General features: G+C 36.1%; 14 protein-coding genes, 1 tRNA gene and 1 pseudogene. 8 read left to right on the forward strand and 8 right to left on the reverse strand.

The features are described 5' to 3' along the window. The 3 genes and pseudogenes from ACFIK0_RS00005 to ACFIK0_RS00015 all read right to left on the reverse strand — a co-directional run. Nucleotides 1-1,400 (reverse strand): annotated as a pseudogene (locus ACFIK0_RS00005) (hypothetical protein); the annotation flags it as partial. Nucleotides 1,401-2,036: 636 nt separating this feature from the next. Next, nucleotides 2,037-7,265, reverse strand: a complete 5,229-nt coding sequence (locus tag ACFIK0_RS00010) for a Vomp family autotransporter (RefSeq protein WP_375663301.1) — start codon at nt 7,263-7,265, stop codon at nt 2,037-2,039. 980 nt (nt 7,266-8,245) lie between these two features. Beyond that, entirely contained in the window at nt 8,246-8,752 is a 507-nt protein-coding gene (locus ACFIK0_RS00015; RefSeq protein WP_273790298.1) for a helix-turn-helix domain-containing protein, read from the reverse strand. 147 nt (nt 8,753-8,899) lie between these two features. Between ACFIK0_RS00015 and ACFIK0_RS00020 the strand changes: the two genes are divergently transcribed. The 3 genes from ACFIK0_RS00020 (at nt 8,900) to ACFIK0_RS00030 (ending at nt 9,965) form a co-directional block, all read left to right on the forward strand. Next, nucleotides 8,900-9,142, forward strand: coding sequence for a hypothetical protein (locus ACFIK0_RS00020; protein ID WP_375654266.1), 243 nt, complete (start codon nt 8,900-8,902; stop codon nt 9,140-9,142). Between the two features lie 104 nt (nt 9,143-9,246). Next, a complete protein-coding gene (locus tag ACFIK0_RS00025) occupies nt 9,247-9,693 on the forward strand; it encodes a hypothetical protein (RefSeq protein WP_375663302.1) in 447 nt (148 codons plus the stop codon). A 2-nt stretch (nt 9,694-9,695) separates the two neighbouring features. After that, nucleotides 9,696-9,965 (forward strand): hypothetical protein, encoded by a 270-nt coding sequence (locus ACFIK0_RS00030; protein WP_012754562.1) that lies wholly within the window; start codon nt 9,696-9,698, stop codon nt 9,963-9,965. Between the two features lie 319 nt (nt 9,966-10,284). Here the strand turns inward: ACFIK0_RS00030 and ACFIK0_RS00035 are convergent, their stop codons facing one another. The 3 genes from ACFIK0_RS00035 to ACFIK0_RS00045 form a co-directional block, all read right to left on the reverse strand. Continuing rightward, nucleotides 10,285-11,496 carry an MFS transporter gene (locus ACFIK0_RS00035; RefSeq protein ID WP_273790295.1) on the reverse strand — a complete coding sequence of 404 codons (1,212 nt, stop codon included), beginning with the start codon at nt 11,494-11,496 and terminating at the stop codon, nt 10,285-10,287. A gap of 597 nt (nt 11,497-12,093) precedes the next feature. Continuing rightward, a complete protein-coding gene (locus tag ACFIK0_RS00040; RefSeq protein ID WP_375660156.1) occupies nt 12,094-12,360 on the reverse strand; it encodes a hypothetical protein in 267 nt (88 codons plus the stop codon). Beyond that, nucleotides 12,288-12,755, reverse strand: coding sequence for a dTMP kinase (locus ACFIK0_RS00045; RefSeq protein WP_375660152.1), 468 nt, complete (start codon nt 12,753-12,755; stop codon nt 12,288-12,290). The genes ACFIK0_RS00040 and ACFIK0_RS00045 overlap by 73 nt, the downstream gene beginning before the upstream one ends. 1,094 nt (nt 12,756-13,849) lie before the next feature. Between ACFIK0_RS00045 and ACFIK0_RS00050 the strand changes: the two genes are divergently transcribed. The 5 genes from ACFIK0_RS00050 to ACFIK0_RS00070 all read left to right on the forward strand — a co-directional run bounded on the left by ACFIK0_RS00050 (nt 13,850) and on the right by ACFIK0_RS00070 (nt 19,392). Beyond that, nucleotides 13,850-15,040 (forward strand): hypothetical protein, encoded by a 1,191-nt coding sequence (locus ACFIK0_RS00050; RefSeq protein WP_375637347.1) that lies wholly within the window; start codon nt 13,850-13,852, stop codon nt 15,038-15,040. Beyond that, a complete protein-coding gene (locus tag ACFIK0_RS00055) occupies nt 15,037-16,242 on the forward strand; it encodes an ATP-grasp domain-containing protein (protein ID WP_375663303.1) in 1,206 nt (401 codons plus the stop codon). The genes ACFIK0_RS00050 and ACFIK0_RS00055 overlap by 4 nt, the downstream gene beginning before the upstream one ends. Nucleotides 16,243-16,407: 165 nt before the next feature. Next, nucleotides 16,408-16,614 carry a YqcI/YcgG family protein gene (locus tag ACFIK0_RS00060; protein WP_375663304.1) on the forward strand — a complete coding sequence of 69 codons (207 nt, stop codon included), beginning with the start codon at nt 16,408-16,410 and terminating at the stop codon, nt 16,612-16,614. A 1,558-nt stretch (nt 16,615-18,172) separates the two neighbouring features. Next, nucleotides 18,173-18,817: a hypothetical protein gene (locus tag ACFIK0_RS00065; protein WP_375663305.1), complete on the forward strand. Its 645-nt coding sequence runs from the start codon at nt 18,173-18,175 to the stop codon at nt 18,815-18,817. Continuing rightward, the gene (locus ACFIK0_RS00070; protein ID WP_375663306.1) at nt 18,805-19,392 is read left to right on the forward strand and encodes a hypothetical protein; all 588 of its coding nucleotides are present in this window, start codon (nt 18,805-18,807) and stop codon (nt 19,390-19,392) included. Before ACFIK0_RS00065 ends, ACFIK0_RS00070 begins: the two co-directional genes overlap by 13 nt. 473 nt (nt 19,393-19,865) lie before the next feature. Here the strand turns inward: ACFIK0_RS00070 and ACFIK0_RS00075 are convergent. Further along, a tRNA-Ser gene (locus tag ACFIK0_RS00075) sits at nt 19,866-19,955 on the reverse strand. Nucleotides 19,956-21,498: 1,543 nt separating this feature from the next. Continuing rightward, nucleotides 21,499-24,030: a phosphoenolpyruvate--protein phosphotransferase gene (gene ptsP / locus ACFIK0_RS00080; protein ID WP_375663307.1), complete on the reverse strand. Its 2,532-nt coding sequence runs from the start codon at nt 24,028-24,030 to the stop codon at nt 21,499-21,501. Between the last annotated feature and the right edge of the window lie 341 nt (nt 24,031-24,371).

Raw genomic sequence — 24,371 nt, forward strand, 5'->3', positions numbered from 1 at the left:
CTTAACTGTGAAAAATTAACTGCATCGTTCGCTCCAGTGCCATCCGACACTCCTGTAATCTTTTTACCCCCAGCATCTATACCTCCGGTGGTTATTTTCGGACCATCAGTAATTACTAAGCCCGTAGCATCGAAGGTATTTTTACCTGCCTTTACGCTCTCCAGTGCAATGTCTTGAGCCAGATCAAACTTTACTTTATTGTCCTCTTTGCCCTTTGTAATATTTAGGTTGCTACTTCCAGCGGAAAAATCTACCGCGCTATCCATAAGAACAGTTGTAGCATTTTTATCTCCAACAGAGAATTTCCAACCGTTTTGTCTTACAACTTGTTCTAAGTCCTGCAACTGTTTAAGGTTCACTGCATCGGTAATATTAGAACCAGCAGCTACGCCTGTAATTTGTCTGGTTATACCCTTACTATAATCACCAACACTAACTGAGCCCCGCGTACTTTTCCATTGCGCCTCAACGTTTGTTGCAGGCCCCTGCAACAAAGAAGTGTAGCCAAGCTCACCAGCAGCCCTATCGGATATAGAATCGCTTCCTAGAGCAACACCTGCCGCAACCGTCACATTAGAGCTAGCGCCTATAGCAATTCCCTGCAGCGCCTGCTCCTGTGCATATGCATTGTACCCCATAGCAATCGCTTCATTTGCATAACTATGTGCTTTACTACCGAAGGCTATTGAAAAATCACCTAATGAAACTGTTCTCTCTTTTTCATCATAACTATCGGTTAGAGAAGAACCGATTGCAATGCTATTTTTAGTATCTCTACTCCTACCGGCTAAAGCAGTTAAGCCGATTGCAATCCCTTGGTCAGCCTTCGTCTGCGCTACCTGCCCGTAAACAATAGCATCATGAGCTTCTCCCTGAGCTCGTTCACCATGGACAAGAGGATTACCCAAATTCCCACCCCTAGTCATTTGACCGCCCGTTACAACTCTTGGAGTTAAAGCTGCTCTTGTTATTTTTTTACTTCCAGCATTCATATCAATTGAACGTATTGAATCGCTGGCTTCTGCCAAAACATTCACTATAGGACTATAATCGCTCACACCAGTAAGAGTTTTGGTTAAAAAATTTGCATAGTCATCAGCAGCACTTACCTTGGATGTCAAAGAAACATTCAGCGCTGTTAAATAATTTTCCTGTGATGCACTAGAAGAATCCAAATCACTGTTATAGCTATCATAAACAGAGACAATACTTTGTGGATATATCTCAGCAGTGTTCCTTATGTTTGCAGAAATCTCTTCTCCTGAATCAAGATCATTCGAAAAAACAGGGGAAATACTGGCTAAAAGTGCAGCTATTGAAGTCAAGGATAAGACTTTAATAAAAGGAAAACGGGAAAATTTTAAATTGCTCCCTGTTAATTTTGTATATAATTTTTTCATAATGAACTCCCCAATGAAAGAAATAACTATAAACACAAAAAAGACACATTTAAACGCTATAAAGTTTCCTAAATTTGGTTTTTCTAAACGTATTCAAAAATTTAGTACCGGGCTGCAAAGATAGAGAAGTTGTGTTTTTAGCTTTTATGGTTAATGTGTTTTGCTCTTTTACATTTCCTAAGAAAGTAAATTTCTTTGTGGTGATTAGTTTTTTTAACTTTTAAACTTATTGTTTGTTTTTTGCAAGGGGTAGAGTTGATTTAGTGGATTGTTTTATAACTTCTTCCAGTAAAGTTGAAATACATTTGAATGTGTACTTTTATCTTAGTAGAAAACTTTTTAATAGATTTGTAGTAGAGCGAAAGTTTTTTTCTATCTGTAAAGCGCTACAGATTTTTTAGATTTAAAAATTAAAGAAAAAATAATGAACTTATAATTTATGGAAAAACTTATTATCTTATTTTGAAATAAGAAGTTCATTTTGTTGAAAGTGTATAGGTTTTTTCTGTTTTTTAAACCTGTATTTGTCGTTATAGCGCTTATCAATTTATATATAATTTTTACATACGTAACAACAATTCACCCCTGCCTCATGAGACAGGGGTGAAAAGGAATTTTTATGTATTTTGTTTATTATCAGTTCAATGTCATATTGAATCCCGCACCTACACCCCAGTGACCTCCAGAAGTTGTTGCGGATATGTTAGAGCGGTATTTTCCATTTTCTGAGGTGTAACCTGCACCAAAGGCAAATGCAGATTGACTACGCCATAAACCAGTACCAAATCCAACGCTTAATTTTCCAGGTGTATCATTGTAGCGTAAGTTAGACACCGCAAGACCAATAGCCGCTGCTTGTCTTGCCTCTTTTTTCACACTCTCAATACTGTAGTTTAAAACGTTAAACTTCATATCTGTATATTGTTTAGACTGATCAACAGCATCATCAATCGCATCAATCACAATATTATTAACCCGTTGATCTGTGTAGTGCTTGGATTCATCAAGAATAATCTTCATCTGTTCTTTAGTATAGTCATGGAGTTGACCACCATTTACAGCTTCTTTTGATCCCTTCTCAATTTTACCATCAGCTACATTATCAATCAAAACAGGTTCACTGGCATCACCACCCGCTAATGTGATTTTATTGGTCTTTTTGCCGTTTGCATCTCTGTCATAACGAACAGCGTCCTCAGCAATATCGTTAACTTTGTTTTCAATATTGAAAACCGTTTCACCAATATCCGTAACCGTAGTGGAAATATTGTCGACTCTGTTGGTAAGATGCTTAACATCTTTTTCAACACCCGTGACACGTTCATTGGTTTCCCAAAGTTGTCCACCATTAACCGCATCTTTCGAACCTTCTACAATTTTACCATCAGCTACATTGATAATTTTACTCGGCTTGCCATCACGATTAGCATCATAGGCTTTTTCTTTATCGTTCCACTTTAAAGCATCTGTATCGACCTTGTTGATGACATCATCAATACGGTTGTTAATATTTGACATCCCATTATTAATATCACCAAAAGCATCAGCGACATTATGGTGCTCTTTCTCAACAGTCGTACCATCAGCATTGACTTGAACAATCTTAAAAGTAGGATTTGTCCATTTGCCATTCTCATATTTAGCACCGCCACCGAAATAATTAGCAAGCTGGTTATTCATGGAATAAAGTTGGTTGCCCGTAATGGCATCTGTTGAACCTTGAGCAATCTCACCATCCAAAAGATACTTCAATTTGCTCTTTGTTTTCTGCCCATCTTTTTCATGACGTGCCACAAATGCTTCTTCTTCATCATCCCACAGTAAAGCATCTTTAGAGAAATCTTCAATTCTCTGATTAAACTCATTGGACACATTCGTTAAGCGTTGATTCACATCTTGAACATTTTTATCAAGACCTGTTAAAGCTGAACCAACGTCATAAAAGTTAGCCTTCCCTACCTCACCACCTACAATAGCCGATAAAGTATATTTCAGCCCTTCAAAAGCACCGTTAACAAACTTTGCACCACCGCCAAAAAACTTTGCAATATCTGCTGATATTTTATTAATCTGACTACCATTGATTGCATCGTGGGAATTTTCAGAAAGGCTACCTTTTTTGACGTTATGAAGAGCAACTGGCTCGTTATTCTTATTGCCGCCCAAAGTCACACTACTATAATTAACATTACCATCTTCATCTTTATCATAGAGAACCGCAGCAGCAGTTGCTGTCTCAATATCTTTAGTAATATCCTTTATGCTTTTATCAAGTTGGTCTTTGTTAACAGCTTCATCGCCCTTTTCTGCTGCCTTAACACCAGAAATGGAACGTGCGACCTTACCATATCCTGCAATATTGATCTCAGTACCAGCTGTATCCTTACCAATAGTGATAGAAGCAGAAACTCCGTCTTGCTTAACAAGACTATTTTTTACCACATCGGAAATCTTATTATCAATATTTGTGATAGAAGTATTGACAGCAGTAAATGCATCCGTAACATTACGATGTGTCTGCCCCTGAATAAGGAAAGTTGGTTCTATACCTTCGAGTACATCTGTACTACCCCCAAAATATTTCGATGTATTTTCAGCAACTTTTGATAGATTACCAGTAACAGTTGTAACCTTCTTATTCGTAGCAAAAAGCTGTGAACCATTTACCGCTTGCGTTGATGTTTGAGAAAGTTCTCCATCTTTCACACCGGAAAGTGTTCTTTCTTGATTATCTTTATTTACAAGGCTAATTTCAGTACCACCGGTTGCTTTACCCACAGTAATAAGACCATCTTCTCCTTCCTGTTTTACAAGGCTATTTTCTGTCACATTATTAATCTGATTATAAATATCTGTGATAGAATTATCGACACCTTCAAAAGCATCAGCAACATTATGATGCTTTTTCTCAACAATAGTGCCATCCTCATTACGCTGAGAAATTTTGAAAGTAGGCTTGCTCCACTCTCCATCCTTATAGCTAGCTCCACCGCCAAAATAATTAGCAATCTGACTACCCACTGAATGAAGCTGGGAACCATTTATTGCATCAGTGGAGTCTTCATTAATGTCACCATTCAAAAGGTAAGTAATCTTACTTTCTGTTTTTTCTCCATTTGGTCCATGCAGTGCAACAAATGCTTGCTCTTTTTCGCTCCAAAGCAAAGCATCTTTAGAGAAATCATCAAATTTCTGATTAAACTCATTAGTAACATGCGTCAAACGACTATTTACATTTTTGACATTCACATCAAGCCCTGTCAACGCTGAGCCAACATCAGTATACACCATCTGCACTACCTTACCATCTGCAGAAACTGTAGATAAATTATACTTTGGACCTACAAAGACGCCATTTTCAAATGCTGCATTCCCACCAAAGAAATTCGCAATATCTCCAGATATCTGATTAATCTGGCTACCATTTATTGCTTCTGTTGAATCTTCAGAAATTGCACCATTTTTGACGCTTGTAATGATCCGCCCTCCATCAGTACCTGCGATATCAATTTTCGTACCACTTTTTTCCTTACCAATGGTGATAAGTTTCTGCACTTCATCCCATTTAACAAGACTATTTCCTGCTATTTCATTTTTTATTTTGTTCAATTGTGCAACATTCACTGCATCGGTCTCTAAAGTTCCCTCTTCCACCCCTTTAATTTGTTTATTACCAGCATAAATACCCCCAGTAGTCATATTAGGACCACCAGTAATCACGAAGCCATCATCGCTTACATTCGCCTTACCTGCTATTACACGTTTAACTCTGACAATATCATTCAAATCAAACTTTACAGTATTGTCACCGTTTTTGGTAATTTTGATATTCTTACTTTCTTCATTACCATCCTCTGCATTAACACCTACAAACTTTACTGTACTCTCTGCCCCAATATCTGTAGGCTCTTCATCTTCAACAGCAAGTTTCCAACCCGTTTTAATTCCCGCTGTAAAGTCTTTTAACTGCTTATAATTTACAGCATCGGTATCGTCTTCCCCTGCCGCTACTCCTTTAATCGTTTTATCACCAGCATGAATGCCCTTAACAGTTATGCTCGGCCCATCACCACCTTCAAACCCAAAGCCAACAGCACTCATAATGCTTTCTCCTGCTGTGACACTCATTACATTAATATTATCAGCTAGATCAAATGTGACATTGTGATCATTATCTTTTGTAATCTTAATATTCTTTCTATCTTCATCTCCAGCTGCTTGGAAATTTACTGTGCCATTTGGTCCAATAGCTGTAGCATCTCCACCGTTAACAGCAAGCTGCCAACTCGTTTTGGTTGCCTCTTGTACAGCTTTCAGCTGTTTATAATTTACAGCATCGGTATCTTCAGTCCCCTCTGCTACATTTGTGATCTTTTGCTTGGCTGCATCAATACCATCCACAGTTATATTTGGACCATTATCATTAATAAAAAAGCCATCCACAGTCATGCGCGAACCATCTTTACCATTAACAAAAAAGCCATCATCACTCATCGTGCTTTGGCCTGTGGTGACTTTTGTAAGTGTGAGAGTATCACTTAAAGTAAATTCAATTTTATGCTTAGTGCCTTCAGTGTTTTTTGCAATCTTTAAGTTGTCTTTTCCTTCGTCTTTTTTACTTTTCACTGAAAAATCTATTGTACTTCCTGGATTCACGTCTATAGGATCGGTATCGTTAGCAGAAAGTTTCCAGCCCCCTCCCCCTGCTATAACTTCTCTCATAGCTTTTAGCTGTGCTACGTTTACCGCATCAGTGTCTGCACTCCCCGCTGCAACTCCTGTAATTTGTCGTGTTAGTTTACCCTTATCCCTGCCACCAACTTCACCAACACTAAAAGCCCCTGCAGTGCTTTTCCATGCCATACCGTCTTCTGTCGAGTTATCATTTAAGGCAGGATCATAACCAAAAGTCCCCTTTTCTCTATCAGAAAGAGAACCTCCACCTATAGCAACACCATCATAAACAGTTACTTGTGCATTTGCACCAATAGCAACAGAATCTTCCGCTTCAGCATATGTGTGCGTACCTATAGCAATCGCATTTTCAGCTTTCGCTATTACTCTTCTTTCAGGATTAGCGGTCTCAGTTCTATCAGAGAGTCTGCTCCCTATTGCAATAGAACCTGAAGCTTGAGCTTCAGCCTCTGAGCCTATAGCAATCGCATAATTCTTTTCTGCCCTTGCCTTTGTCCCCATAGCAACGCTATTTTTACCTAATGCAGTTGCAAGCCCACCAATAGCAACCGTAGATTCCCCCGACGCTTCTGATCCCACACCCATAGCAACACTTGCTTTTCCAGCCGCAAGCGCGGAAACACCAAAAGCTTGCGCTCCACCAGCTTTTGCCGTTGCACCTGCACCAAATACTGTTGAATAATTCCCCGTTGCAGCAGATCCACAACCGGTAGCAAAAGAATAAACACCATAAGCCTCAGGCATCGCGCTAGGGATACCACCAGTCAGCGTCCCCATATAGCCACCACGAGGGTTTGTCCAACTATCACCACCCCAAGTGACCTTTTCAGTAGTTGTGCCATAAGGATTACGATCACCAAATTTTTGATCAGTGATAAATCTGTTATATTGGACTTCTGCAGTTATTCGTTGAGTAACTGACGCTTGTTGTTTGCCGCCACGCCCAATAACGTTATCTACACCACAGTAGTCGTCATCACCAGATAGAACAACACTGCCATGACTACCATGTGCATATGAAACGCCGGTAAGACTTGTGCTATTATTATTTCCTCCTACGAATGCAAAATTAGCAGCAAAAACAGGAGAAACACTGGATAAGAGTGTCGCCATTACCGTACTAAGAGAGACAACTTTAATTAAATTTGGTGTGGAATATTTTTTTTTCATAAGAACCTCCTCCAACAGAGTTCAACATCATTACAATGTGCGAAAACACACACGGCAAAACCCTTGTTTGCGCACTTCAAAAACCAATAAATCAAGACAAAACTCTCCCCCTACGATACCGCTATCTTTACGGCATCGCCCTAAAATCTCTGCAACAACATCAAATCTAGAAAAGTCCCCAACCCTTTTAGCTAGAGGGATTCAAGCTAAAAAATCAATAAAAACACAAGACTTTGAAAATATACCGTAATCTCCATTTAAAAATACTGCGGTTTATCTCTTAACAAAATAGTTTCACTAAAGAGCAATTCTACTTTTCAAATAAAGCGCATCAGCAAAATGGCAAGAGTGTAAAAAATAATTTTTTATAAATTTGTAAAAATACTTCTCAATAAAACAGCTGTTCTTATAAACACAAATTTATGATTTTTTTAACTTATAGCACAATGTAATAGATAACGATTATCATGATAATCTCACTCTTTGTTGCGAGATAATCTGTTTCAATATATAATGCATATCTTTGAAAGAAATCTTTTTTAATATAATGATGCACGCTCTGTAAAAAGTTCCAACGTGCTCATCTTGTCCTCTTCATAAAAAGACAAAAGTGCTATAAATGATCTTTCGTTCTTCTCGCGTATATGTCTGTTACCCTTCTATAGGAACAAAACATCGTCATTGTATTTTCACTGTTGTCAGTATCTTTTCCCTCAACCAACAAATATTTCAGGAATGACACTATATTAGCTTCTTTTTGAATCAATTTTGTTTGTATTGCTACCCGTCGTTCTTTTTATGAACTGCTTTATTTTTAATCAGAACAATATATTGATTTATAATGATAGTTTCTCGTTTTTCAGGTTGAATAAAAGACTCGAAGATCGTGAGGTTTTCACATTCCAAACTTGGTTATACAGCAGAAAATCAAAAAAGTTTTATTTTTTTAAAAGGCTGTTCATTCGTATCTTATGAAATTTCTAGATATGCTTTTCAGTTTCGATTTTACGCTTTAAATGTAATTTTAAAAGTGGCAAAGTGGCTTCGACTTCTTCCATATCATTGAGGTTTTGAATAAGCTCTTGCAATCTTCCATAAAGCTCTGCTGCTAATTCCGCAACATCTTCAGGAGAAAGATCTATTTTTGCATCATGATAGGTCGTATAAACTAAATGTCCCAGCTTTTTCATCAGCCCAGCAGGTATCGCTTGCGGTTTAAAACCAGCTGCTTTCGCCTTTGCCATATCTGAAAACATCTCGCCATTGCCCGTCACAAGCCAATCTAAGGAAATACCACAAATTTCTTGATATTTGGAGAGCGCAGAGGCTGTAGGCTCACTTATACCAGTTTCATAAGTTCCTACAGAGCCAGCAGTGATACCAAGATGTGCAGCAAACTGCTTACGCTCTGTAAAACCAAGAGCGTGACGCACTTCACGAAAACGTTTTGCCAACTCAGTTTTAGGTTTTGCTTCCGGACGAGCCAAAAAACACTCCAAAATCAATATAATTGTTGACTAAATAATTATATTGATTTATATCTATTATTACTGCTCCTTAAAAAGAGCAGTTATCACATACATAACCCCACAAAAACAGATGTTGCAGCATCCGTTTAAGCAGGAGCGAAAATTATGACAATTACACAAAAAATGCAATTGCCGTGGTATTTTACTGAACTGCGCTCCTGTAATATAACCTTGGAAAAACTCAAGCCTATCCGAGGCTATTTTCCAGAGTCAAAAACATTTGGACACAGGCCAATGAAAAAACTAAATGCGCCACTGCCAACTCTATCAGTTTGCATGCCAAGCCAATTCTTGCCAACGGCTTTCTCACAAGTCGCAGTCATATTCTTTCAAAAGCAAAAAGCCTAATACGATTCTCTTCATTCCATGCTGTGCAATATACCACTGAAATCTTATTACAAAAATATGCAAATGCATTTCCCATAGGTTTTTATAAGGTAAAAAGTTTATCAATGTCTAAAAATCAATATAAAATAGGCAAAATAATTGGTATTCTACAAAAAATGAGATTATCACTCGTTATTAAAAAGGTAGACGTTTACAAACCCTGTTTGCTTATTTTATATATTAATGACACTGAGTTAGCTGTAATTGGCAATAGAGATTTCAGGGTGTTTGGTTTATCGTCAGAATACTCTTCCTCTACGCACATTAAAAGCCTTTTGGCAGTGTATTTTAAATGCTATAAGTTCTATAGTAAACACATTGCCATCCATATTTACAATTGGGCGCTTCAAAAACTTGGAGTAATAAAATCTTTAATAGGCATTGATTTAAAAGCGCGTATTTTGCAGAAAATTGACAAAACCATGAGGTTCGTATACATGGCAATTTTAAGTGATGATAGTGGAGTGATACTTAAAAAAGCTGCATGGAAACCCGCAACGTTGAGGAATTAAGCATGACCTCTTTATGCGATAAAGAATTATCTGATACACTGGTTGGTCTTTATGACGACTATCAACGCGGTTTCGACATTGGAGAAGAGCTTAAATTGTGCGTGGATTTGGCGTTATCTCTTGAATTGGAACTCAGTATTCATCGTTTAAGTGAAACAGATGCTGTTTTAAAAAAAGAGATTGTGCAAACCTTGCATCGTCGTAGAAATACCCATTCCAATGAAGATGAAATTGATACAATTTTTCATATGGATTTTGAAAAACAAAAATAATACAATACTCTCCCCATATGATACGATATTACCTCATTGCTTTACTTTCTACTACGCTTAAACAAAAAACTTTCAAGAAGATTTAAAGTGTTACGTTTTCGTCTTCTTAACAACAGTGAGATGAATTAAAGAAACGCATCAATTCTTTTAGATCATTATCAAAAAATAGAGAGTATTCTCTAGTATACATCAATTTATGCTTTGTTCATTAAGCACCAACTTTTACATTTTCTCAACTCTCCTTTAAAAGCAAAATATGAAATGTGCTGCAGCGTAAATGTTTATAAAATAGCGTATATTGACCACTCTTAAACGTAATTTATTGTTTTTCATGTCTATAAAACAGCACTATGAGTATTCCAACAAACGCAACAATGCTTTGAAAAAAATATATCGATTGAGGTGATATGCTACTGTTATCGCTTGCCATAATGAGGTAGACTCCGAGGATCAAGCATCCAGAGATACCATTAAAACTTGCCTGCAATCTTCCTTGGTATTCAGGATCACAAGAGAGTTGTGATAAAGAAATCGAAAGAGCCCAACTCGAAAGTCCAAATCCAATCATAAAGTAAACAGGAAAAACAACAAAATTGTGTGTATTAACAGATAGAATAGCGAGGCCAATAGCCATAAAAGCTAATAAAATGGCTAATGTTTTCCTGATAGATAAAACTTTACAAAGAAGTGGTGAAAAAAACGCACCTGTCAATACGCCCATAGAATAAAGCACCTCAAATATTGCAAAGATACTGCTATCTGCATGTAAAACCTCTTGTATATAAGGAACGAGAATAACAGGAATGGTCATCAAAAGAGTCATAATAATCATCTGGCTTATATAAGGTACAAAAAGAGCCGGATTCTGTTTAAAATAATGAAGGGATGCTGTATAATTTTCCCACCAATTTTGCTGGTTTTGATTTTTAGATCTTCGGTTTTTAGGTACCTTCATTGCAAAATTAAATAAACCAGCAATGATAAAGAATATACCACCTATTAGAAGAGTTCCTTTTGTTCCTGCATAGGACAGTATAAATCCACTTAAGCCCATACCTACGATAGTGCCAAGTTCATAAACCATATCGATGGTCGCATTTGCATTGATGAGCTGTTCCTTCAGCACAATACTTTGAATTAAAGAAATAGCTGATGGCATATAAAAAGGGATAAAAATACCCAAAAGAGCAGATAAGACCATCAATTCAATTTCTATACCAAAATGCCAAAGCATTACCCAGCTTACAATTACCAAACCTCTCACAAGATTTGAAATAATAATCTGCGTTTTACGATTATATTTATCTGCCAATATGCCAAAAATAGGCGCAAAAATAATGCCAGGCGTCCAAAGAAAAAGCATCATCAACGCTACACCACGGATTGAGCCCGTCTGATTGTAAGCGAGCCATGACAATGTAATATAATTTAGTCCACTTCCAAATGTAGCAAATAAGCCGCTCAAAGTAAAATAGAGAAAAGTTCTATTTTCAAATAAAGCAATGCGTTCCTTCAAATTTGAAGTGAACATAAATTATCCTCTAAAATGAATACCAGTCGATATGCATGATACATCCTGTTTAAAAACAGGCATTCTTACAATTTTCATTTTAGATCATTAAATTTAAGAAAGCAAAATTTCTTTTTTGAGGCTTTTACAATCTTTGTGCTGTTTTATGATTAATTCTTCTATGAAAACGGAACATTTATGGACAAAAACAAAATTAATATTTTATGTGCGTTTTATTCAGAAGCTACACCTTTATACATATGTGAAACAATTTTACGGTATGGAAGCTTCACTCACATTATTGTCCTTATTATTCCGTGCACTACTAAAATATGCTCGAGTATATTCCTCCATGTCGTTCTTCTATCACCACACTTCGTCTCTAAAAGAATAAACATACTATTATCCTCACAATAAATATTGCTAACTTTTCTACTCCCCTTCTCTAAATCTTTTAAAACAAGCTCATTACAGTTAGTTTTTTAATTAAAATATATAACGTGATATTTTTCCTGAACAGTTAAATTATTGCAATCATATCTCTAAAGTTTCAGATTTAGAGTACGAATACATAAAGGAGGATCTATCGTGGATAAATTGATTAATAAATGATTTTATTCATAATAAAAAACAAACTTCATCTATATGATGTCGTATTTGATGATGAATTAAAGAAACAGAAGCAGTTCCATCAATTGTTATAAACCGCTCATCTATTTCTGATAAAACTTTGTATACTTTGTAAACTTTTTCAATAAAAGAGAGTTTTTCTTCGTATTTTAAGTTTAAACCATCCCTTTTCTGCAACCGCTCTAGTATAGTAGTGGGCGGTAAATGAAGATAAAATGTAATATGAGGTCTTGGAATAGATTGATTTGATTTAATTTAACTACACTTTCAACAGAAAGCTCTCGCGCATAAAAATAAGCAAGACTAGAATAAACATATCGATCGCTAATTAATAAATTTTGCGATGACGTGAAGTAAGGTTCAATAATTTCAAGCGTATGTTTGCGTCTATCTGTCGCTGATAAGAGTGCTAAAAGCAACGGATCAATTGCTTTTCCATTATCTAAGTAATCTCTAATTTCTGGATTATTTCTATACCAATAACTGGGTTGAAAAGTTTTTATTATATGTTTTTCTGTTGAGTAATGGCGAGCAATTTCTTTTGTTTGTGTTGTCTTTCCACTCCCTTCAAACCCGCATAAGACAATCAAAGAACCAGAAAATTTCTTTGGAGACCCCATGGAATTATAAACTTTTTTATCAAGATACATTTTGTCTATATACTTTCCATAAGTTAAATTGTTTTATGTCTGAAATCTCTTAATGTTTAATAAGGTGTTTTTTAACTCGTCTCTAAACAGAAAAACACAATACTCCCGCATTTTGTATAACTTTATGATAAATGGTAGTATATAGACTTAGTTTTAAGATAAGGTTATATTTTAGACAACTTAAAATGAGATTAAGTATTTGTAAAAAATATATTTTTTTGTTCACACTCCATAACCTGTCATTTTTTGACGAATTCTAGTAGAGTTTCTGAGGATTACTCCTATAGCGTCGTGTAAGTGTATAGAAATGAGTTCGATCTCAGTATATTATTGTCCCTTAAGAGCTACTACTAGATTGCGCTCCATAGGAAGCTAATGAAATCAACTCTATCTTTTCTCAAACCACTGCCCTCGCTATAAGCATTTGATATCCGATCCCGTCAAAAAGCAGCAGAGCAATTCTTGGAAAACATCGCTGAGATATTGAAATATGCCTTGCAAAAGCGTTTAAATCAAATGTTTCACTATATTTTTCGGTATATTCATAAACTGAAATTAAGAATATTATAATAAGACCTCAAACAACGACGACGCCCAAATCAGCCGTAATAAAGCCTCCTAAAACTGAACCAATAATACCTCTCTATCAGACAGACTACTATGTAAAGGCTTTAATACAATACCTTAGCGCTAATGCCATAAATGTTTCTGATAGATAACGAAGTTTATTGTCACAACAACATCTAACAACGGTCAATAGAAAAACCTCAACCTTGAGTATAAATAAAATCAACTTGAAAGCGCAAAATATATCTCTAGGACATAGTTATATTCGTTATCTGGCTTTCCCCTTATTGGCAAGCCTCCCGCAACAGACGCAGTAAAAATACCAGCCTCTATCGCTATTCATTCTCCTGAATAATAAGCTATCACTACCATAAACATCAGCGTTCAAATTTTCCCTACCAAAAAACTTGACATGCCCAGTAATATGTGTGTGTATTTATTATTTGTAAACATGTGTGCTGATTTATAATACTGTGTGTTTTTAAGAGATTCTGAAATGGGGGGGGGATAATGTGCACAAACAACGGATGTTTCGGTTTTATGGGCTTGTTGTCCTGCTGTATCTTTCTGATATGGTTTTATTTTTAAGTAATCTTTGGAATGCTTATCGCATAACATCCTCATCGGTTTTCCTAGGCGTAACCATGGCTTTGGGCACCCTTATGCCCTATCTTTTGAAAAAAAGCGGTCTTGTGCGCATTAAAGCCTCACTGCGGTTGGTCGATTTATACAAAAGGCGAATCATTATCTATAGCCTTCTTTTATTGATTGCACTTTTCCATTACGCTGATTCCCCCTTTGGTTTTATCGTTGTCTCTATCTCTATCGGCTATCTCTCTTTGATTACCTTAAGCACTCTCGAGACTTATAATACTAAACTAGCACTTAGTGGTTATATTAGCGCCCAAAAGGCTTCCCGCATTATGCAAACAGTGGTGCAAATTGGCGCATTTTTGGGAGCAGCACTGAGTGGTTATCTCTTAGAAGCGACCAGCCCTCGAGGGGCAGCGGCTGAAATCGGTTATAATGGTTTGATTGTGACACTTTGTGTGTTTGACATCATTATAAGCCTTATAGCCGGATATATTATCTTTTGCGATGAATATAACGCCACAGATACCACAACACTTGCAACTGGTAAGAAGACAGCGCCTACACCGCAAGCGGATGAGCTCTCCCGTGAACTTAAACTTTTATGCGTCTGCATAGGACTTATTGGCTTTCATATTTGCGCTTATAATACGCTGGCAACTATTCTTTTTCAGAGTGTGAAAAATTTTGGTTCTGAATATTATGGGCTTTGCAGTGCGGTTGCGGGCGTGGGCGCTTTTTTAGCTGCTTTTATCAAAATCCCTCGTTTTGAATTTATTCTCCCAGCCCTTATGTTGAGCATGGCTGATCTTATTTTTAGCACCACACAATCACCCTATTTGGCTGTGGTCTTTTGCTTTTTTATTGGCTTTTCAATGAATACCATGCGAATTAATGCCCGCAAACATACGATTGAAGCAACCAAAACAGAGGCTCAAGCAGAGCTGGTGGGAAGCTATAGCGGTATGCTTTATACTCTCTCCCAATCGGCAGGTTATGTCATTCTTGGTCTTCTTACAAGCTCTGCCCTTATGGGTCCTCAAGCAGCTGTTTATCTTCTGCCCCTTATAGGGCTAATAATCTTTATTTATGTTCTTTTCCTTTTATCACAGCGGAACAAAGTATGAGAAAACCTATTCTTATTGTCGACCCTTTCTCCACGGGTGCCCTCTATGGCCCTGCTTTGCAAAAATTAGGCTATGCTTGTTATGGTGTTGTCTCTCAAGCAGCTCCTTTTTCACACTTTATGCTTTCTTATCAGGGAAAGGGCATGGCAGAAGCGAAGCTTCATAGTGTAGATGAGATAAAGAAACGCTTTCCTATCGGCACGATAGAGGCTGTAATAGCGGGTGCCGAAAGAGGTATCTATTGTGCAGAGCAATTGGCGGCTTATTATGGTTGTCTTGGGAATAACCCCTTGACTACCGATTGGCGACGGAAAAAAGCAGCGATGCAAAAACGCCTTTGTGAAAATGGTTTATCTTACATCCGATCAAAAATTCTTACAAAAAACGATTGTACTCTCGATGGTTTTGAAAGCCACAGCGGCTATGTGGTAAAGCCAAATGATTCTGCAGGGAGTGATGGTGTTTTGTTTTTCTCTAATCTTGAGGAAGTAGTAACGTGGACCTCTGAAATCGACTGGAAGAAAAAAAATATTTTTGGCGCACCTAACGAGGCCTATTTGCTCCAAGAAAGATTGGAGGGAGAGGAATACATCGTCGATGCCGTTGTAAAGGGAGAGGCTATAAAAATATGTAGTTTGTCACGATATAAAAAAGGTATTCATAATGGAAGTACTTTTGTTTATGAATCGGTTGATGTGCTTGATGCTCAAGATCCCTCTTATGCCCCTCTTATCTCTTATGCAAAACAATGCATTCGCGCACTGGGGATTGAATATGGACCTGCGCATATGGAAATCATGCAAACAGCTCGTGGTCCAGTGATGATCGAAGTAGGAGCCCGCCTCCACGGAGGAATTGCACCCACCTTGTTCGCGCATTGCTATGAAGATGGTTTACTTGAAAGCTCCGTTAACCTTATTGCAGGCGTGTTTTCGCAAACCCCAAGTCGCTTTAAGAAAAAAGGGCGTATTATCTTCCTTATCAACGAGATCGACGGTCATATTATAAAAGATGTTAACGTATGGCGGCAAAAGCTTCATTCTTGGGAAAATGTGGTTCATTTTACGCTCTTTTTTAAAGAAAACGAGCCCCTCCCCCTAACCATCGATTTAAATACCTGCCCAGCTATTATAGCAATTTGGGGACACAGTGATGATGAATTATCAGCTTTGGAGAGGATCATTCGTAGCAATTTCTTATAAAATATAGCAATTGGGAAGAAAAAATGGATTCAGAAGCGCAAATAATTGAAAATATAGACAAATATTAAAAATGGAAGCAAGTCATTTTTAAAGAATTCAATGCAACCATGAATAACACAATTAGGCCTTTTCTGCCTATTCGGTGTAAATGGATACTCAAAAAATATGCTTAGATTTGGGTTCTACAACAAGCTGACCTCAAAAAATATAATGGAAGACCTGATAACTTATTGCGATAATTATAAAAGTTTTGGAAAGAACACATCTTTTGTTGCATTCGAGGAGCCTGCCCCCATACAAAGTATCGAAGTTTATAGAGAAAAATTCTGGTCTACACTTAAAAGTTTGCGAGCTTTTGACAACCGAGAGTGACCTAAGCATATACAAAAAAATATGTACAATCATCTATGAGAGTTCTGCTTTCATGGCGAACCTATGTTTATAGCTTGCAATGTCCCGTCTCATATAAACAGAATTAAGTAAGTTCTATATTTATGTTAACTTTCCAGCTTAAGTGTTTTTTCTAAGTCTTCTCTCTACAGAACAAAATGTATTCTCGTTGTAGGAAAAAGGCCTGAACCTTTTGATATTATCACAAAATCTCCTTTTTTAAGAAAATATAGCAAACTCCAAAATAGAGAATGGACGCAATATTTTCTGCAAGACAACACTATTGAATCCCTACCTTTCTCATATCATCTAATGAAACACGATAATGACTAAGTTTTCTAAAATTAAATTAAATAAAAATATTTATGATATATTAAAAATGATACTGCCAAAACAAGGCTCGATAGAGATTCAAAGGGATTTTCCAAAAAATACATAGAATGCAGTGTGTATGTATAAAACTTCTCAGGATGATCGTGTTAATAGCAATGTTTAAGGGGGCTTTTTTTGGAAAGATTGTACAGAAATTATGAGTATCTCTAGGAGAAAAAACTCTGATTTTTAGAACAGAGAGAAACATTGATTATAACAGTTTATTAGGCTAAACGCAGAATATTCTCCTAATAATGGATGGTTAAATTATAACGGGATAGTTTTTTGATAATCATAAAGAAAAAGGTAGAGAGCGTGTTTCTTTTAGTTAAGAAAGAGTGTTGCTCATTTTTCTTTCTAAAAATAAACAAATTCAAAGATAATTTTTTGTTCTTGTAGTGGTGAGAAAATAATTGTCGAAGTCAGTGAAGGGGAGATTCCAATAGATTGTTACAAAGTTTAATAAAAGTTGGAATACTTAAAAATTCTGAGTTCCTATGATGATTTAAGAATACCAGATTAGGATACGGAGAATTCAAGAGCTCAAAACTTTGTGATAATATTGGTTTAGAATTACATCTTGTTCATTCAGACGAGATGAGCCAATTATTATATGTCACAGAGACATATGGGTGGAAAATTTTAAAAAAGCTTATCCAGAATCTGACTTAAAGGTTATTGGAACTTTAGTAGTAAGATTGGCTTGGTCTCATGTCTCTCAAAAATTAGCAACCAATCTTGTTGTGACTAGACTAAATTTGGAAGATCTGCTCACTGAGCGTTTTTATAATATTATGAAATGATAAAAATATTAATATTTCTTCTTGTCCCAGACATGAAGCCGGTGCTATTTGTATTTATTATCCGTTGCACCATTGTCCGAAATATATTTTAAGTGGTTGTCACTTGAAATATGCCTTGGAAAATTATTTGGCAAGAGAGCATACCTATATGTATTGGAAAGTAATTTCCTATTATTTATCTCAATCTATGGGTACAACGTTGCCAAGTATAGAATTCATGCTGACAGATGACTTTCAAAAAATAAGTGCCTATAACGCATTTGAACTAAACTTTTATGAAAAACTGGAATTTAGTACCGAACCATATTCGACAATGGAGAAAATCATAAAATGGCTTGAGTCTCTGTTTAAAAGGAAAGAGGCTATTGCGTAATTCTGTTTTTCTTATGATTGTGATTGGTTGTTTGACGAGTTTTTGTGCTAGTGGTGTATTATCTATTGGCCTTTCTTTGTTACAATTCCAAGATACAACGGGAGAAGCGTCTGCTACTTTAAATGTCGTTAATTTAATCGCAATTGGAATTGCTGGCTTATGTTTGGGAAACGTGTTGGCGCACTATCAAGGCTTTATAATTGGGTTTTATAGTCAAATTACTTGCGCTTGTTTATTGTCTTTCTTATTATTTATGAACAATCCAGTACTTATTTTATTTGTATTTTTTTTACTTGCTCTCTTGATGGGGGCTGATAACCCAAATAACAATAGTGCCTTGAATCAGCTGGTTCCAGCTCCCAAACAAAAAGCTGGAATTTTTGCATTTTACACTAGTTGCTGTCAGTTTTTTGTTATTATATCCCCATTGCTTATATATTTTATAATTGCGCATTTGGGGCACAAAATAGCCATAGCCTTTATTGTATTTATCTATCTTTTGAATGCCTGCTTATGGTTTCGTATAAAGTCTATACAACAACTAAACAGAGTAAAAGAGCTATTAAAAAGCCATCTCAAAAAGCTTATGGAGTTGGGTTCAGGTGCCTTTGGCGGATTTCTGCGTTGCGTTTTTTAACGATTAATCGTATTTTGAATAATTCTCTCTATACGGGGCCTATTGTTTTATTGCCACTTGTGCTTGCTTCTATAACATCAGATAATATAAAATTTACAGCTATTCAAAATTCTATTTTTGCTTTGTCAGCACTGGGTTTTGTGATCAATGGTCTTATCTCATCTTATTATTTACAGAAATTTCCATCTTTAATTCGTTTTTTTGTATGGGGGGCACCGGCTTTTGCCGTGATCGCAATCTCTTTTGTTTTATATTTAAATTTTACTCAATATTCCCTTTATATTATGGGGTTTTTATTAGGTATTGGGCAATTTTATTTTAGGATATCGGGAATAACAATTGGACAAGCTATCACACCTAATGAAAATTTAGCCGAGGTGATTTTGGCAGGCGATGCCAGTGTACGCATCATAACAGCTTTATTCTCTATTGTGCTTTTATATGCAGGAAAATTTTTTTCATTTTCTATATTATACGTCCTATGTGTATTTATAGGCTTTTGCGCCCCTTTATTTATTTTGCACGGACTATCTATTTACATACAAAGCTTAAAGATAAAAGAAAGCGCCGCATGAATGATATTCAATTATTATATTATGTTAGCCTTTTTTTGATTATCGTATAGATAAAAATGTTGTACAAATATTCATGACATTAATTTTAAATAAGCACATTGCGTGAGAAAAGCTGAGGTGTTTGTTACCTCTCATGTGGATAAAACGCATTTAGCCCGTTAAGCAACGAAATTGCAAATAGCACTATGATCACCATTAATTCTAAAAGCTCTACCAGAAGTTAGTGATAATGGCAAAAATCCTTTAATGATATTTGAAGAGATCGTTTATGCTAGATCAGGTTATCTCAAGATCGAGAGGAGAGGAGCTTAAAAAGTGTAAAATTCATGGAAATTCAACAGCAATTTCCAGGTGTACATAATGACAGGTATAGATTGGCGCGAACTGGTCAATTGCAACAGCAAAAAATCCTGCAAATGCTGAGCTTTTTAAACTATGTCATATCAAGCATATGAAAGTTCGTTTTAAATTAATGGCGGAGAGAGAGGGATTCGAACCCTCGATATGGTTTCCCATATACACGCGTTCCAGGCGTGCGCCTTCAACCACTCGGCCACCTCTCCAGAAGTTTGCACTATACCCAGAAAGAAATAACGTGCAAGTCTAAACTATACATTCAAAACCCAAAAAATAAATTCATTTATTAAAGTAAGAGCTTATATCTGTTGAATAACAAGCACATCCCTTCTTTTTAAGAAAAAACTTTTTTCGTGGATAGGTTTGTAGAATACAATAATGGGAATAAAAAGATTGTCACCAGTTATAAATTTTCATACTCATTTACGCACTTTCTGCTTCACAAAAAAATACTTCTCTTAAAATTGGCATACAGTCCATGGTTTTGCATAACCAAATAATTAATATCTCTCACTTAACACCATTGATTACCCTAATAATAAATAGAATAATAACGATATGAACTTCTTATATGTATATAATATTAAAATTGTTTATTCAGATAATAAATTTCATTTCAATAAAAATCGTTTTCAACCTTCTTCTTGCCTCCAAGGATGAAAATACTTAATCACTGTAACTTTGATTACAAACAACTCTCTCTTGAAATGAGATCTACCTGCTAATCACTTTTATGTTTCAGATAATATATAAATATTGATTTATAATAATAAATTATCGTTTATACGTCATAAGCGGGGATGGTATGTGGAGGAAGAACATTTTAAGAGAGGATAAGTGCCTCTTATGTATTTTTTCAAATAGCACGAATTCTTGCAACATTGAGGGCTGTAAAATAGTGTGATGGTGTCAGTTTCCTCTTTCATAGGATTACAGAATAAGCCCTACTCTAAATCCTCTATTCAATTTCACACTTCTATATTTAGTTGATACTAAAGAAAATAAAATTCAGACAAAAAAAACCTTTGCATTTTTAATTTAATATGTATGAATATATCTTATTTTCTGAAATGAAAAAATAGTCATTTTGGTCAAATACAAAATCATAAAAATGCAAACCTGTTTTCATTTTTACCATATACTTTTAAATTCAGCTTTACAGTTTTCAAAATATCTAAAGTAATCTCTATTATTTAAAAGAGATTACGTATTACTTCATACTTTTGATTATCGCATTCTTTAAGTGGGATATGGTCTCATAACAAAACAGAATACTCTAAAAATACTATTTTCTTTCTCATCCACACGTTTGTTAAAAAACATCTCTTAAAGCTTGTCACATCTACCTCATACGGTGTCTATGAATGGTATAAAATCTATTGGATAGCATCATCTTTCCTTAAATAAAAAGTAAAAGCCAAGTACCATCACGCTATTTATCACCTAATATTACAACATCCATTGCGATTTGAGAGAATGCATAAAAGGCATTTATTCTTTCTTAGAGTGTTTTTATCCATACATTACTCCTCTTTGTAATGTATAAAAGAATAATTTTTATTAATTTAATATAGAGAAATTTAAAACGAGAAAACCCTACAATATTTAAGGCTCTCATTATGTAACACGATAAATTACCATTACAAATTAATATGCTGCTTATAATTGTCCTAAAGGATAATATTTTACAACACTAAAGATCTGATTAGTCTGAAAAATGAGCTCGTTTTTTCCCCTTAATGTTCTCTATCACCTTATATCCTTGCTTAGAGCACGTACAGCTCGTGCAGTTTCACATTGTAATGCTTTTTGTGCTAAAATTTTCATATCTTCAAAACTATGAGTCTGTAAACACGCCTTTACTGGAGAAATATCGCAAGATATCATAGAAAGCTCATTAATTCCCAATCCAGTCAAAATCATTGCACCAAAAGGATCTCCAGCCATACCACCACATACACTAACCCAACACTTATTTTGTGCAGCTCCCTGAATAGTCTGATAAATCATACGCAAAACTGCTGGATCAAGGCTATCAGCTTCAGACACAAGGTACGGATTTTGCCGATCAACAGCCATTGTATACTGTGTTAGGTCATTGGTTCCAATTGAAAAAAAATCAACATGGGCGCTCAATACATCTGCCATAATGGCCGCTGCTGGAACTTCGATCATAATACCAAGTTTTAATTTTGGTGCATCAATATCGTTGCGGATTTCCTCTGCAATCTTTTTTATAGCGACAATCTCTGAAACAGACATGACCATCGGAAACACAATCCATAGATCTCCGCCCTCTTTTGCTGCTCGATATAAAGCACGTAATTGAGGCACCAAAAGATCACGTCGACGTAACAAAAGCCGCGTTCCTCGAACACCTAAAAAAGGATTGTCCTCTTTAGATAAATGTAAATGCGTAACCTGTTTATCCCCACCAATATCAAGTGCACGAATAATTAATGGCTTATCTCCTACAGCTGTAATCATCGTCCGATATATATTAAATTGTAGCTCTTCATCCGGAATATGTGGATTCTCTAAAAACAAAAATTCCGTGCGCATGAGTCCAACACCTTCAGCCCCCAAATCAAGCGCAACAGGAACCTGATTTGCGTAGTTGACATTGGCCATGATACGAATTCTTTGACCATCTATCGTTTGCGCTGGTAATCTACACGCACTTATTTCACTGACACGTTTTTGCGCAACAGTATCAATATGCCTTTGAGCATCTTTAACGTCTTCAAGCGTAGGATCAAGGTAAATAAACCCGTTATCGCCATCAATCATAGCCTGAATATCAGACTGAATCGCTAAAATATCATCACCTGTAGCAACAACCATTGGAATACCAAGAGTACGCGCCAAAATAGCTGTATGAGATAATGGACCTCCCCATGCTGTTGCTAATCCTTTTACCCTTGTACAATCAAGTTGTGCTACATCAGAAGGAGAAAGGTCATTTGTAACCAGAATTACACCATGTGGAATATCATTTAAAAAGAACGATCTATAGGATGGATTGATTTCACCTAAAACACGTCGACCAACATCAACTAAATTAACAGCACGTGCTGCTAACAAAGGATTATCTACCTTAAAAAACATATCTGAAAATTGACGAACCGCTCTATCCCAAGACCAAGCGACACCATGACCTTCCGCTATAAAACGACAAGCTTGAGCTATTAAATTTTCATCGTCAAGCAAAACCATTTGCGCAGAAAAAATTGCAGCAGAATCTGCTCCCATACGCACTGTAATATCAGAAATTACAGATGCCATTTTATGTTTTGTTTTTGTAAGAGCATTTTCAAGACATGCTGCACCAGCTGCAAAATCAATTGGCTGGTCTATTATGGAAATATCATTTTGCCTTAAAACAAAAATCTTACCAAATGCTAATCCTGAACTCGCTCCAACACCAGAAATGCCTTTTTGCATAGAGCGTGGATACCAACCATGAAAAGCCTTTGTTTGAGATTCCATTGCTCTCATCAGGCATTTTTCACTAATACTCACTTTTTTTGCAATAGCAATGGCATCATTGAGAAGTTGTGCTCCTTCTGAAGCATCTGTAGAAAAAATCAGAACATCACCGTTTTTTGCTCCTAATTGCAATAAACCAACCAAATTTTTCATTTCAACGGTATATTGACCATGGCGAACTCTGATGGAACTTTGAGCCTTTTTCGCAAAATCAACCCAAAGAGAAGCTGGTCGTGCATGAAGACCACTTGGATAATCTAAAGTCCATTCCTGACACACAGAAAGGTCACCAATAAAAGTTTTTTCTATCTTCATATTTTGGTCAAACAAAGTTGTAACAATTTGTTGTTTGTCCATAGTGGTTGCAAGTACTTCAAGCTGTTTTTTATCAAATAAAAGAGACGTCAATTTTTTACAAATTTCTCTATAGCGATCTGGACACGCTGCAATGGCAATAACCAAATATGCTTTCTTGCCATCCTGCCACTCAACACCAGCAGGAACCTGTATAACAGCAACAGCATCCTTGATAATTAAATCACGATTTTCAGCCATACCATGAGGAATGGCTATACCATTTCCAAGCCAAGTATTGGTTGTTTCTTCACGTGCAAGCATGCTTGCCAGATAACACTTATCAACTGCACCAACCTGCACAAGCAATTCAGCAGCAGCATAAATTGCATCATTTTTATGATCAAAAGCAGCTGCAAGTTGTACAGATCTTATAGACAAGATTTCACCATCAGCAAAATCTACATTCATTGCTTCTGCTTTCTCATATCTCATCATGAATTCAAATTGCCTCACATTTGAACACCAATATCTCTGACACATTCCTTTTCAAAGCTGCATTTCCCAAAATACAAGCTATAAATACCACCACAGCTTTATTTATATTTTACGGAATATAGCTAAGTGAGGTGCTTAAATACCTCAATATAACCGATAAAACAATTGGATATTATTATCTAGCGAAGTGCTTAAAACCATTATAAGCAAATCTGCCTCTTACTCTTTTACTTTACAAAGACAAAACCCCATTTTCTACAGAACCAATCACCTGAAAAACTATGTTTTCGAAACGCTCTCATTATCCTAAGTTATTCAACATAACTTTTCATTATTTTTCC

Origin of the sequence: Bartonella sp. CL63NXGY (genome assembly GCF_042194905.1) — a bacterium.
Classification (GTDB): domain Bacteria; phylum Pseudomonadota; class Alphaproteobacteria; order Rhizobiales; family Rhizobiaceae; genus Bartonella.